Origin of the sequence: Pseudoalteromonas sp. SG45-1, assembly GCF_014164135.1 — a bacterium.
GTDB lineage: Bacteria > Pseudomonadota > Gammaproteobacteria > Enterobacterales > Alteromonadaceae > Pseudoalteromonas > Pseudoalteromonas distincta.
The window spans coordinates 1-13227 of the sequence record NZ_JACJEP010000032.1 but is presented as its reverse complement, the minus strand read 5'-3'; the positions used below and the strand labels follow the sequence as shown (position 1 = coordinate 13227).

Annotated in this window: 10 protein-coding genes; 1 reads left to right on the top strand and 9 read right to left on the bottom strand. The window is 39.3% G+C overall.

Going from position 1 to position 13227, the window contains the following annotated elements:
* Window position 1: 1 nt before the first annotated feature.
* From H5117_RS18445 to H5117_RS18430, 4 genes are all read right to left on the bottom strand, one after another.
* On the bottom strand, window positions 2-328 hold the full coding sequence (locus tag H5117_RS18445; protein ID WP_002960680.1) for a hypothetical protein: 327 nt from the start codon (window positions 326-328) through the stop codon (window positions 2-4).
* 139 nt (window positions 329-467) lie between these two features.
* Complete coding sequence (locus tag H5117_RS18440; RefSeq protein WP_002960681.1) at window positions 468-1970, bottom strand: sodium:alanine symporter family protein; 1503 nt, start codon at window positions 1968-1970, stop codon at window positions 468-470.
* A gap of 378 nt (window positions 1971-2348) precedes the next feature.
* Window positions 2349-3476, bottom strand: coding sequence for a M14-type cytosolic carboxypeptidase (locus H5117_RS18435; RefSeq protein ID WP_002960683.1), 1128 nt, complete (start codon window positions 3474-3476; stop codon window positions 2349-2351).
* Window positions 3477-3659: 183 nt separating this feature from the next.
* Window positions 3660-5102 carry a glyceraldehyde-3-phosphate dehydrogenase gene (locus H5117_RS18430; RefSeq protein WP_002960684.1) on the bottom strand — a complete coding sequence of 481 codons (1443 nt, stop codon included), beginning with the start codon at window positions 5100-5102 and terminating at the stop codon, window positions 3660-3662.
* 174 nt (window positions 5103-5276) lie between these two features.
* Here H5117_RS18430 and H5117_RS18425 point away from each other — a divergent pair, with 174 nt between their 5' ends.
* Window positions 5277-6077, top strand: a complete 801-nt coding sequence (locus tag H5117_RS18425) for a DUF2989 domain-containing protein (RefSeq protein ID WP_024596170.1) — start codon at window positions 5277-5279, stop codon at window positions 6075-6077.
* 238 nt (window positions 6078-6315) lie between these two features.
* On the opposite strand, the gene ihfA is transcribed toward H5117_RS18425, so the two are convergent.
* The 5 genes from ihfA to H5117_RS18400 all read right to left on the bottom strand — a co-directional run bounded on the left by ihfA (window position 6316) and on the right by H5117_RS18400 (window position 12111).
* Entirely contained in the window at window positions 6316-6615 is a 300-nt protein-coding gene (gene ihfA / locus H5117_RS18420; RefSeq protein WP_002960690.1) for an integration host factor subunit alpha, read from the bottom strand.
* Window positions 6616-6617: 2 nt separating this feature from the next.
* Complete coding sequence (gene pheT / locus H5117_RS18415) at window positions 6618-9005, bottom strand: phenylalanine--tRNA ligase subunit beta (protein ID WP_002960691.1); 2388 nt, start codon at window positions 9003-9005, stop codon at window positions 6618-6620.
* Window positions 9006-9020: 15 nt separating this feature from the next.
* Window positions 9021-10001 carry a phenylalanine--tRNA ligase subunit alpha gene (gene pheS, locus H5117_RS18410; protein ID WP_182734245.1) on the bottom strand — a complete coding sequence of 327 codons (981 nt, stop codon included), beginning with the start codon at window positions 9999-10001 and terminating at the stop codon, window positions 9021-9023.
* A 344-nt stretch (window positions 10002-10345) separates the two neighbouring features.
* A complete protein-coding gene (gene hda, locus H5117_RS18405; protein WP_002960693.1) occupies window positions 10346-11056 on the bottom strand; it encodes a DnaA regulatory inactivator Hda in 711 nt (236 codons plus the stop codon).
* Window positions 11056-12111 carry a DUF2066 domain-containing protein gene (locus tag H5117_RS18400; RefSeq protein ID WP_024596168.1) on the bottom strand — a complete coding sequence of 352 codons (1056 nt, stop codon included), beginning with the start codon at window positions 12109-12111 and terminating at the stop codon, window positions 11056-11058. The genes hda and H5117_RS18400 overlap by 1 nt, the downstream gene beginning before the upstream one ends.
* Between the last annotated feature and the right edge of the window lie 1116 nt (window positions 12112-13227).

Sequence of the window (13227 nt, the reverse complement as noted above, 5' to 3'; positions counted from 1 at the left end):
GTCATTTTTTCTTTTTTAGAGTCACTAAAATAATACGATTTATAAGGTACCAGATACAGCCTATGCCTATTGCGGCAGTGTAAGCATACCACTGAAGTGTTTCTTCTTGCGGTTGTAAAAAGTACAAGCAGAAAAAACCACCTAAAAATAAGATAAGCGCCAAAAAGGAGTGATTTATAAACATCTGCTTTTTTTTAATTCGCTGTTCGCGCTGAAGTTGTAAAACTTGCTCGTCGTTTAGCTCTGCAATGTTGCTTTCGCAATGCGGACATTGCTTATGTTTATCTGAAATTGATTTTGCACATTTTGGGCAACGAATAATCGCCATACTTCTCTCCATACTACGCATAAAAAAAGCGCCTTTCGGCGCCTTTATTGTACTTGTTTTATTTCTCGTTGTCTTTTTTGAATTCAAACCAACAACTGATTTAGGGGCTATAATTTTCTAAGTTGCCCACTAAGTTTAATTACTCAGCGTCTTTTGACTGTTTCTCTAGACGCTTTTCCCAAAACGAGGCGTTTTTAATCCCTAATTTAACTGGGTCAAATGTGATTTTTCCGCCTTTTTTCTTCTGATCCTCATAATCGCTCAAACATAACAAAGCTGGCTTAGCTACAAAGAAAATAGCTAAAATACCCAATATGTTAATCCAAGCCATTAAGCCAACGCCAATATCTCCAATAGTCCAAATATAACCTGAATTATTAACCATACCGTATGCAACCATGAACATAATCACAAATTTCACAAGGACAAGCGGGATATTGCCTTTAAAGTAACGATTTAAGTAAGCAATATTTGTCTCTGCAATGAAGTAATAAGCAAGTATTGTGGTAAAGGCAAAGAAGAATAATGCAATACCGACAAATGCTTGTCCAAAGCTGCCAAATACACTAAATAAAGCCATTTGAGTAAAGGCTGCTGAGCCTACTTCAGTCGCTGCATCGACATTTTGTACAATAAACTGTCCTGCTGGTAAATCACCCACAACATTATATTGCTGCGTTATTAAAATCATTAATGCTGTTGCAGTACACACAAAAATGGTATCAACATAAACCGAAAAAGCTTGCACTAAACCCTGTTGAGCTGGGTGATCAACCTCTGCAGCGGCTGCAGCATGAGGCCCACTACCTTGGCCAGCTTCATTAGAATATATACCACGCTTTACGCCCCAACCAATAGCGGCACCAAAACCAGCCTGTGCAGTAAATGCATCACTAATAATTAAATAGAATATATCAGCTACTTTATCTAAATTTAAAAATACCACGATTAATGCCAGTACTATGTAACCCAGTGCCATAAATGGCACTACTACTTGCGTAAAGTTTGCAATACGCTTTATACCGCCAAAAATAATAAACGCTAAAACAATAAGGATGATTGCTAAAGCGACTAACTTAAAGCTACCTACGTCACCAAAGCTAGTAGTAACCATGTTGCCACTGCCAAACACTTGGGTAAACGCATTACCTACTGCATTTGCTTGTACACCAGGTAGAAATACACCACAGGCAATAATCGCCGAAACAGCAAATAAAACAGCTAGCCACTTTTGCCCTAAACAACGGTCAAAATAATACGCTGGGCCACCACGGTATTGCCCGTCTTCTTCTGTTTTATAAATTTGGCCTAAAGTAGACTCTGCGTATGCAGTGCTTGCACCTAAAAATGCAACAACCCACATCCAAAAAATAGCACCTGGCCCACCAAAACCGATAGCTGCTGCCACACCTGCGATATTACCAACGCCTACGCGTCCAGACAATGATACTGCAAGGGCTTGAAAAGATGAGATACCTTTATCAGACGTGTTAGGACTAAATAATAACTTACACATTTCTTTAAAATGTCTAACTTGAGCAAATCGAGTTAATACTGAATAAAACAAGCCTGCGCCTAGGCATAAATAGATGAGTGCATTACTCCAAACAACATCATTAACAGCACTTACAAAAGCTTCCATGGATATCCTCTATAGTTATATTTATTATTTTTAATTACGAGACTCTGCTTTAGCTACTACGCTACATAAGCTTTACGAAATAAGGTTTTACCTCTCCCGTCCCGACTCATGATTTAATTAATCTTAACTTAAGTAACCTAACTTTGTTAACACTTAATTTTCAAAATATATAATTACACACTTGGCGAAAGGCATTACATCTGTAGTATTTAAATGAAAGTAGATTGATTTGTACCGATACGGTGATGATACGCAGCGAAGAAGCGTTGAAAACGTTTTAAGAATAAAGCTGCTATATGATTATTATTTTTTATACAAAGGGTTTTATTAAAAGCAAAAAGGGTATCAAAACTATTGATACCCTTTTAGATAAACGTTTTATCTTAAATCATCAACAACATTAACAATAGCCGCTAATGTATCTTGACCAAATTGATACGAACGACGATCTGACCAGCCGTAATCTGGATCAGGTAAATCGTTGTTGTCTTTAAATGGCATTTCAATTGTGTACGTTAATGCTTTGAATTCTTCAGCCGTAGCTGATGAACCTACCGTTAGGTTAGCTTGACCTGGCTCATCTTTTGGATAGCCATGCTCATCTTGAAACTCAGGTGTAATAGTTAAAAGCGCAGCTTTAAAGCTATCTTCTAAGCCTTTTAAGCGTTCATCGTAACTTGGAATACCTTCACTGCCTGCCACAAAGTTATATGGGATAGCTTCATCGCCGTGTATGTCTAAGTGCATATCTAAGCCAGCTTCGCGCATTTTATTAAGCACTAAGTAAACCTCAGGGCTATTTTCCATGCTTGGTGTTTGCCATTCACGGTTTAAGTTAACACCTTTAGCGTTAGTACGAAGATGTCCGCGTGCGCTACCGTCTGGATTCATATTAGGCACAACGTAAAAAACTGCTTTTGATAGAAGCGCAGCTGCATGTGGGTCTTCGTCATCAAGAAGTTTGTGCAGTAGACCTTCAACATACCACTGCGCCATTGTTTCACCTGGGTGTTGACGTGCTGTGATCCAAATGGTTTTCTTGTCTTCACTTGGCTCACCAATTTTAAGCACACTCATATCGCGGCCATCGAGTGTTTCACCAAGCGTTATTAATTGGCAAGCGCCTTGGCTTTGTGCCCAAGATAATAAATCTAAATGGCGGTCGTAACTGTATGGCGCAAAGTAAGCAAAATATACGCTGCCGCACTCTGGTTCAATTTCAAAGCTTAATGTGCCATTTTCATAGCTTGATGGTACACGAAACCATGTTTGGCGGTCATATGATGCAACGGCTTGGTACCCTTCCCAACCATCTGGGTAAGCTGATTTATCAAGCTCATTAATATTTAACTTATGCAATTGGTAAGGTGTTGTTTCAAGACGAAAGTGAAACCACTGATAAAATTCAGACTGGTGATCTTTATTAATTTCTAATTGAATATTTAAAGGATCGGTGGCTTCAATAACTTTGATATTACCACTGTCGAAATTGCTGCTGATTTTCATGAAAAAACCTTTAGGTTGAATAAGTTTATCTGCTTATTAATTCACAGAACTGACATTATTTTATAAATAGTAAAACGAATGTGCATCTTCTTAATTAAAGCCTATCACAAGGCATACGCTTTAAAAATAATACACGACCAAAAAAGCCAGCAACATGCTGGCTTTTAAGTCACTGCAAATAAATTAGCGAGGTAAGCTTGGGAATGACACTTCGGCCATATCGCGCATACAACGAACTACTTGGCAGCTGTAACCAAACTCATTGTCGTACCATACATATAAAACGATACGGTTATCTTCAACAATCGTTGCTTGTGAATCAACAACACCTGCGTAACGGCTACCTACTAAATCGGTAGATACAATTTCCGTTGATGCGGTGTAATCAATTTGGTCACGTAAGTCTGAATGAAGTGCTGTATCGCGTAAAAATGCGTTTAGCTCTTCAACTGATGTGCTTGTTGCTAAGTTAAGATTTAAAATAGCTAGCGACACATTAGGTGTAGGTACGCGGATTGCGTTACCTGTTAACTTGCCTTCAAGCTCTGGTAATGCTTTTGAAACCGCTTTTGCAGCACCTGTTTCAGTAATTACCATATTAAGTGCTGCGGCACGGCCACGGCGCTCTGCTTTGTGGTAGTTATCAATAAGGTTTTGATCGTTCGTGTACGAGTGTACAGTTTCAACATGGCCATTATTGATACCAAACTTATCGTTCAATGCTTTAAGCGTTGGTGTAATTGCATTGGTTGTACAGCTTGCTGCACAAACAATTTTATCTTCAGGTAAAATATCTTTGTTATTAACACCATATACGATGTTTTTGATATTGCCTTTTGCAGGAGCTGTTAATAATACTTTTGCAGCGCCCTTACACTCTAGGTGCTGGCCAAGGCCCGCTTCGTCTTTCCAAATACCGGTGTTATCAACAATTAATGCATTGTCGATACCGTATTGAGTGTAATCAATTTCGCTAGGAGAGTTAGCGTAAATAACTTGAATGTAGCTACCGTTAGCTTTAATTGCATTGCGTTCTTTATCAATCGTGATTGAGCCATTGAATGGACCGTGAATTGAATCACGACGCAGTAAGCTTGCACGCTTTTCAAGATCCCCATCTTTACCACCACGCACAACAATAGCGCGCAAACGTAAATCTGAATATGGACCTGATTTTTCAATTAATAAGCGCGCTAATAAACGACCGATACGACCAAAACCATACAATACTACATCGCGTGGCTCTTTCGCTGGTGAGTCTGTTATTTCTGCAAGTTCATCTTTTACAAACTCTTCTACTGAACGACCTTTTGCGGCTTCAGTGAACAAATAACTATATGCAAGCTTACCAATATCAATACGTGCTGAGTTTAATTCCATTTTGCTGATAGCTTCTAAAAATGGGAAGCTTTCGCGCAAACGTAATTTAGTGCCTTCAAACTGAGCAACGGTTTTGTGAGATTTGATAATATCGATAGTACTGGCATTTACGAGAGGACGGCCATATACAGCGATTTCGATACCACGATTACGGTAAAGCTTACCAATGATTGGTTGCATGCTTTCTGCGTAATCTTGGCGCTCTTGCCAACTATTTGTGTATTCTAACTCGTGAGATGAGGTCATTTTATTTACCTAAGTTTATCATTTTGAACGGATAGCCTTTAAAAATGCACTATATTTTGAGAGTAATGCACTTCAGGCAGGGCTATTCTAATTTAAACTGAAGTTATTCTCTACTGTTAGGCGTTAAATGATTGCGTTAGAATAACAAAGTAAATATTCATTTGGGGTTAAGGAATGCTTAAAAAAGCAAGTGTACTATTGGGTTTGCTAACATTGGCAGGGTGTGAAGAGCCGTTAACACTCGCACAAGTGTGCAAAGAAACACCTGGTTTTTGTAGCGACTTAAACAAAGACAGTCACTGCAAGGATGAGCGTTCTGATGTAATTATCAAACGCTACATAGAATACAAAGACCCTACTGATGAAAATAAATACCAATTACTCAAGGACTTTGAATCTTATAACCAATGCATAACTTTGGCCGCTAAAATTGAACATATTAAGTTAAAAGCTAAAAAAACGTCACGTATTGATGGTCAATTAACGAGTATCAAAGAAATGACTCGGTTATATCAAGATACCCAAAATACAAACCACCCAGGTTTGCTCTACTACCAATGGTCACGAAATAACAACCAAAGTGCGTTGACTAAATTATTGGCTATAGAAAATGATAAAAGTGTAACGCAAAGTGCCGAAATGCAATTTTTTTTAGCATCGTACTATATTAAATTTGATGATGAAAAAACCATTGATTTACTTTATAAAACTCTAGAGCTCAATAAAAAAGACAACATACCGAATCCGGAAGTGTATACATCACTTATTAGTCTTTTTTATAAACATGATAAGTTTAAGCACGCATATATATTTTCTAAAGTAGCGCAAATGTCGGGGATTGAAAATATTGATGTATTTGAAATTGAGCAGAAATTAGTCGCAAATGGTAAAAGCTTAGATAGCCTAGATGTACTTGCAGAGCAAACATTTCAGCAAATAATGGCAGGTGATTTTGTATCTCCTCGAGAGTTTTAATTTATAATCGCAAAAATAACCTAATACCAATCTGCTTATGTATGGGGTCTATTTAACGTTAAGGAAATTACGCTAGAACTAGGCAAAAATCTTGTATCTAGTTGTTCTAGATAAAAATATTTTAACGACGTTATAGTGTTATTTAATTCGTTAAATTGATCAAAGATTTATGCAGGTTGGTATAATTTAATAACTAGGTTATTCAGGCAAATAAAAAGGCAGCTTACGCTGCCTTTTTTTATTTTGCTTTGCTTGTGCCCACTTCTACGCGGGTTTTAAGCTTTTGACCTGGTCGAAAAGTCACCACGCGACGTGCCGAAATAGGAATATCTTCGCCTGTTTTCGGGTTGCGGCCTGGTCTTTCTTTTTTGTCTCGAAGATCAAAGTTACCAAATCCAGAGAGCTTAACTTGCTCGCCTTTTTCTAGCGCTGAGCGGATTTCTTCAAAAAACGCTTCAACTAAATCTTTGGCATCTTTTTTATTGATCCCGAGCTTTTCAAATAGGTGTTCAGCTATGTCGGCTTTAGTAAGCGCCATATCTAGTCCCTCAACGATGCATTAAACTGTTCGGCCAATTCGGCCACCACGTTATCAACTACTAGATTGATATCTTTCTCTTCGAGTGTTCTATCAACCGCTTGCAGTGTTAGAGCAATCGCCAAACTCTTATAATTTGGCTCAATACCTTTGCCCTTATACACATCGAATAAGTTTAGGTCAACCAATTGATTTCCGCCAACTTTTTCGATCACGCTTAAAATGTCGCCAGATTTAACGCTGTCTGCCACTAAAATCGCGATGTCGCGGCGATTTGAAGGGAATTTAGACACCCCTTCGGCTTGCGGTAAATTTCTTTTTTCTATTGCTGACATTTCAATTTCAAAAACAAAAGTTGCGTTGTTGATATCTAACGACTTTTGAGCTTGAGGATGTAAAGCACCAAAAAAACCAACCTTTTTACCATCAACATATATTACTGCTGATTGACCAGGGTGAAGTCCATCTGACTGCTCGGCTTTAATTTCAAAGCGAGTAATGTCATTGGTAATTGCAAGTAAGGCTTCAACATCACCTTTTAAATCGTAAAAATCAACATTGCGTTTTTCTTCAACCCAATGTTCACCATTTACAAGACCCGTAATAACACCGCCAATAACCGGTACTTGGTAAACACCATTTTCTGCACTTTCGTCGCTTATAAATTTAAGACCATGTTCGAATAAACGAATACGAGGCTGTTGGCGATTTTGGTTATACGCTACAGACGCTAATAAACCCGGCATTAAACTTACACGCATTGCTGACATTTCAATTGAAATAGGATGCGGTAATACCATTGCTTTACACTCTGGGTGTAAAATAGCTTGTGCTTTAGGGTCTACAAAGCTGTACGTAATTGCTTCTTGGTAACCACGAGTCACTAACGTATTGCGGAACTTGCTAAGCGCAATAGTTGCTTCGTTATGTGTCGTCATTTTAAGTTTTGCAGTTGGTGCAACATTTGGAATGCTGTTGTAACCGTAAACACGTGCTACTTCTTCAATTAAATCTTCTTCGATGCGAATATCAAAACGGTAGCTTGGTACGTCCGCACTCCAGCTTTCATTTTCTACTTTAACATCAAGACCTAAACGCGTAAGAATATCTGTTACTTTAGCATCTTCAATATGATGACCAATAACACGGTCTAAACGTGCACGACGAAGACGTACTTCAGTCACTTTTGGTAGTTTATCAGCCGCAACAGCTTCAACTACTGGACCTGCTTGACCACCCACAATTTCAAGAAGAAGTGCTGTTGCACGTTCCATTGCATCGTGTTGTAGAGCAAAATCAACACCGCGTTCATAACGGTGTGAAGCATCAGTGTGTAAACCGTAGCTACGTGCTTGTCCTGCAATTGCTACAGGATTAAAAAATGCGCTTTCAAGTAATATATCAGATGTTTTATCTGTAACACCTGATTGCTCCCCACCAAAAATACCCGCAATTGCAAGTGCTTTATTATGATCGGCTATCACAAGTGTTGTGTCGTTTAATTTAGCGGTATTACCATCTAATAAAACAAGTTCTTCGCCTGCGTTTGCACTACGAACTTTAATACCACCTTCAATCGCATTTAAATCAAACGCGTGCATTGGGTGGCCAAGTTCAAGTAATACATAGTTAGTAACATCAACTACAGGATCGATAGAACGTACGCCACTACGACGTAATTTTTCAACCATCCAAAGTGGTGTTTCAGCATCAAGGTTAATGCCCTTTATCACACGGCCAAGGTAACGAGGACATGCATCTTCGTTAACTAGCTCAATTGATACTTTGTCATCAATTGTTGGCGTAACCGCTGGGATATCTAATACATTTACGTCAATGCTATTTAAAACACCTACTTCACGAGCAAGGCCTTTAATACCTAAACAATCACCACGATTTGGTGTTAAGTCAACATCTATAATATTGTCATCAAGACCTAGGTAGTCACGTAAATCAGTGCCTACTGGTGCATCGCTTGGCAATTCCATAATGCCGTCGCCTTCTTCGCTAATACCTAGCTCAACAAAAGCACATAGCATTCCGTTTGAAGGTTGGCCGCGTAGTTTGGCTTTTTTAATTTTAAAGTCACCAGGAAGTACAGCGCCCACAGTTGCAACAGCAACTTTAATACCTAAACGACAATTTGGTGCACCACACACGATATCAAGTAGCTCATCGCCACCTACGTTAATTTTGGTAACACGAAGTTTATCTGCATCAGGGTGTTGACCACATTCAACAACTTCACCAACAACTACGCCATTAAATTTGGCAGCAGCAGGCTCAACACCATCAACTTCTAGACCAGCCATTGAAAGCTGTTCCGAAAGAGCTTGCGTATCAATAGCAGGATTAACCCACTCTCTTAACCACTTTTCACTAAATTTCATTTTATTGTTTCACTCTTAACGGAACTGGTTCAGGAATTTTAAGTCATTTTCGAAAAATGCACGCAAATCGTTTACGCCATAGCGCAACATTGTTAAACGCTCTACACCCATGCCAAAGGCAAAGCCGGTGTATTTTTCTGGGTCAATGCCCACAGACTTAAGTACATTGGGATGTACCATGCCGCAGCCTAGTACTTCTAACCACTTACCGTCTTTACCCATAACATCTACTTCAGCTGAAGGTTCTGTAAATGGGAAGAATGAAGGACGGAAACGAATTTCCATATCCTCTTCAAAGAAGTTACGTAAAAAATCATGCAAAATACCTTTTAACTCCGTAAAGCTAACATCGGTATCAACCATTAAACCTTCAACCTGGTGGAACATTGGTGTATGTGTTTGGTCGTAATCGTTACGGTATACACGTCCAGGTGAAATAATGCGCAGTGGTGGCTGCTCAGTTTCCATAGTACGAATTTGCACGCCACTAGTTTGTGTGCGTAGTACTAATTTAGGATTGAAATAAAAGGTATCGTGATCAGCACGTGCTGGATGGTGCTCAGGGATATTTAGCGCATCAAAGTTATGAAAATCGTCTTCGATTTCTGGACCAGATTTAACTTCAAAACCTAACTCACCGAAAAAGCTTTCTATGCGCTCAATAGTGCGCGTAACAGGGTGTAAACCGCCGGTAGGCATAACACGCCCTGGCAGAGTTACATCTATAGTTTCAGCAGCTAGCTTTTCTTCAAGTGCTTTACCTGCAAGCAATTCACGCTTTTCGTTGATAGCAGCTTGTACATCTTGTTTAGCTTGGTTTATAACTTGGCCTGCTTCTTTACGTTCTTCAGGTGCTATTTTACCTAACGTTTTAAGTAAGCTAGTGATTTCGCCTTTTTTACCAAGGTAATTAACCCTGATATCTTCTAGCTGCGCTATTTCACTGGCACTGGCTACCGCCTCAAGTGCTTGCGCTAATATGTTTTCTAAGTTCATTCGATACCTGATCTTTCACAGAAGGTGATTGCTTAAGAGCGTGTTGGCCTTTCAAGATTGCTTTACAACAGTGTGGTTGGTTATTAAATAAGGTTAAGCATTGGGCTGTAGTTTCCTACATAAGTGATGCAATAACGCTAAATAAAGACCAAACACATGCAGTTTGAAGTGTTTATCTTGTGGCTACTCTCTTTGTTGTTCGGGTATTGCATATAAAAACTATGCTAATGTCCTCACGACGCGATTAAAGCCCACTTAAATTAAACAAATTCCAATCAGGAAAGGTAAACACGCTCTGATAATAGCTTATGATAACTGAAAGCAGGGTCTAGATTCTAGACCTACTACAGCTTTAACGTTGATTTTATAAAAGGAATAGTTAATTTTCGCTGTGCAGCCATAGATGCATGATCTAATTTGTCGAGTACATCTAATAAAGCTCGCATATCACGGCTTAAACGGGTTAATAAAAAGCGTGCACACTCATCACTTAATTCAAGGCCGCGCATGTGAGCGCGCTTAACAAGTGCTTGTGCTTTATCGTCATCACTCATAGAACGAATTTGAAAGGTTGTTCCCCACGTTAAACGAGACTCTAAATCAGGCAGAGATATATTGAGCATGCTAGGAAGTAAATCAGCAGTTACTACTAACATTTTACCGGGTTCGTTAAATCGGTTAAAAAAGTTAAATAGTGCTTTTTCCCACGCATCATTCCCTGCAACTAAATGCACGTCATCAATACATAGAACATCAAGTGCTTCTAAACCGTCTAATACCATAGGTCCAAAGTCAATTACTTCGCGCATAGACAGCAACATATTAGATAAGCCACGCTCTTGTGCTTTTATGCAGGTTGCATATAAAAGATGAGACTTGCCCGAATCACCTAAACCACATAGGTATGTATACTGAAACGTTTTTGCTAATTTGGAAAAGCTATCTTTTAGGTGATTAACCTCCAAAGAGTCTTCTCCCCCAAAATACGATGCAAATGTTTCGTCATCCGGTAAAGTAACCGGTAGTGCCATTTGCATCGGCTCAGACATTAGCATTATGGTGTTACCCATTGATACTCTAAGCTATTTTTATCAACAACATGATAAAATGCGCGTGGATCCTCATAATCTTTAAATGAAGAGTCTAGCCCTAACCCTTTTTTAAGATCACTCAAGTTACCAGTATGATTTAATTTAAATTCAACAAATTCCGGTGTTTTACGAACAATTTTGACTTGCGTAACAACACTTAGGCTCAATAATCTTCGTTTCGCTAATTCTATATCAACAAAACTTTGTGTGCCTTTTAGCGTGAGCGTAGCAGTTGCTTGTTCATAATAAGCATTTGGGTCAATTGCATACTCGCTTGCAAGACCTCGTGCTAAGGTATCAATCATCTGGCTCACTATTTGCTGCTTATCGCCCGTTAATCTATTTGAATCAAATTGATCGTCATTAGTAAAACGCCAATCTAAAATCCAATTTTCGCTATCAGCTTCTTTATACATTCTTGCTGTAATACTTCGCTCAGCACTGTAGCGTCTAGAGGCCTCTTCTACTGGTTCAGAAAAGTTACCCCACACCTCAGGAATACCTACTAGACGTCGATCTTGTAAATCAAGTAATGGAACAACGACAGGTAAACCACGACGCCCTGCTTTGTCATAAATTAACTGCTCTAACTGCGGGTAACTTTCTTGTGTTACTAATTCTCTGCGCCAATTGTCTTCAATACCTAACCATATTGCGACTAATGGACGTTGTACTCCCCATAAAGGTAAGTTTAACTCTTTGATTAGCGCGTTGATCTTTCGAGCTTCAAATTTAACAACGAGTTTCAATTGTCCATTTGCTCTCTCGTCATATTCAAACTTAAGCATATAATCAGAAATATCTTTAGTACGTTGCTGCGCTAATTTATTTTGATCCGCAGTTTCATCACCGCTTACTTTCACTAAAACATTAAGCAAAGCTTTTCGACTCGCAGCTAATCGAGTATCTCGTGTTTTGTCATCCACTTTTAAAATATCTTGATATAGATCAGTTACTTCAACTGCCGACACAGAAAAACAAAATAAAATGGATATGGCGCTAATTAATAATCTATACACAGGCTGTTAGTTCTTGGTTTTAAACTGATTTGATCCTAAATCAAAGACAGTAACAAAGCAAAATTAAATTTGTTATCTAAGGAAATGAGAGTAATTAGCTTTTATAAAAAATAAAAAAAATTAAATTAACTTCAGGAGTCGCTGCGCTTGCCTGACCTACGTGATGGGTGATGCTGTGAGTGGATGCTAATTACGTGTATTTCACTTTTCTGCAGACGTAAAAAAGCCCGACTATTTCTAGTCGGGCTCTCTACAATTTGAAGTCGGTGCGCTACGCAGTAGGATGTCGTAGTGCCTACAGTGGTAGAAAGTCACGTAGCAAATACTACTTTATTGGCCGACTGAGATATTAAGGGATTTTTCTGTGATTTCTGCGTCGGGAGTCGCTGCGCTTGCCCGACCTACGTGATGGGTGATGCTGTGAGTGGATGCTAATTACGTGTATTTCACTTTTCTGCAGACGTAAAAAAGCCCGACTATTTCTAGTCGGGCTCTCTACAATTTGAAGCCTGGTAATGTCGTAGTGCCCACAGCGGTGGAGAGCCACAGTGAAATGCTACACTATCTTTGTGTCGCGATATGAGTGTGTGTTAATTGCGCACATTTCACTTTTCTGCAGACGTAAAAAAGCCCGACTATTTCTAGTCGGGCTCTCTACAATTTGAAGTCGGTGCGCTACGAAGTAGGATGTCGTAGTGCCCACAGCGGTGGAGAGTCACAGTAAAATGCTACACTCTCTTTGTGTCGGGAGTCGCTACGCTCGCCCGACCTACGTGATAGGTGTTGCTGTGAGTGTGTGTTAATTACGCGTATTTCACTTTTCTGCAGACGTAAAAAAGCCCGGCTATTTCTAGTCGGGCTCTCTACAATTTGAAGCCTGGTAATGTCGTAGTGCCCACAGCGGTAGAAAGTCGCAGTGAAATGCTACACTATCTTTGTGTCGCGATATGAGTGGGTGTTAATTGCGCGTATTTCACTTTTCTGCAGACGTAAAAAAGCCCGACTATTTCTAGTCGGGCTCTCTACAATTTGAAGCCTGGTAATGTCCTACTTTCACATAGCAAATGCTACACTATCATCGGCGCTGTTTCGTTTCACTACTGAGTTCGGCATGGA

Excerpts from the sequence above, each read along its gene's own strand:
- H5117_RS18445 (WP_002960680.1), bottom strand. The coding sequence starts at position 328 with ATGGCGATTATTCGTTGCCCAAAATGTGCAAAATCAATTTCAGATAAA.
- H5117_RS18440 (WP_002960681.1), bottom strand. The coding sequence starts at position 1,970 with ATGGAAGCTTTTGTAAGTGCTGTTAATGATGTTGTTTGGAGTAATGCA.
- H5117_RS18435 (WP_002960683.1), bottom strand. The coding sequence starts at position 3,476 with ATGAAAATCAGCAGCAATTTCGACAGTGGTAATATCAAAGTTATTGAA.
- H5117_RS18430 (WP_002960684.1), bottom strand. The coding sequence starts at position 5,102 with ATGACCTCATCTCACGAGTTAGAATACACAAATAGTTGGCAAGAGCGC.
- H5117_RS18425 (WP_024596170.1), top strand. The coding sequence starts at position 5,277 with ATGCTTAAAAAAGCAAGTGTACTATTGGGTTTGCTAACATTGGCAGGG.
- ihfA (WP_002960690.1), bottom strand. The coding sequence starts at position 6,615 with ATGGCGCTTACTAAAGCCGACATAGCTGAACACCTATTTGAAAAGCTC.
- pheT (WP_002960691.1), bottom strand. The coding sequence starts at position 9,005 with ATGAAATTTAGTGAAAAGTGGTTAAGAGAGTGGGTTAATCCTGCTATT.
- pheS (WP_182734245.1), bottom strand. The coding sequence starts at position 10,001 with ATGAACTTAGAAAACATATTAGCGCAAGCACTTGAGGCGGTAGCCAGT.
- hda (WP_002960693.1), bottom strand. The coding sequence starts at position 11,056 with ATGCTAATGTCTGAGCCGATGCAAATGGCACTACCGGTTACTTTACCG.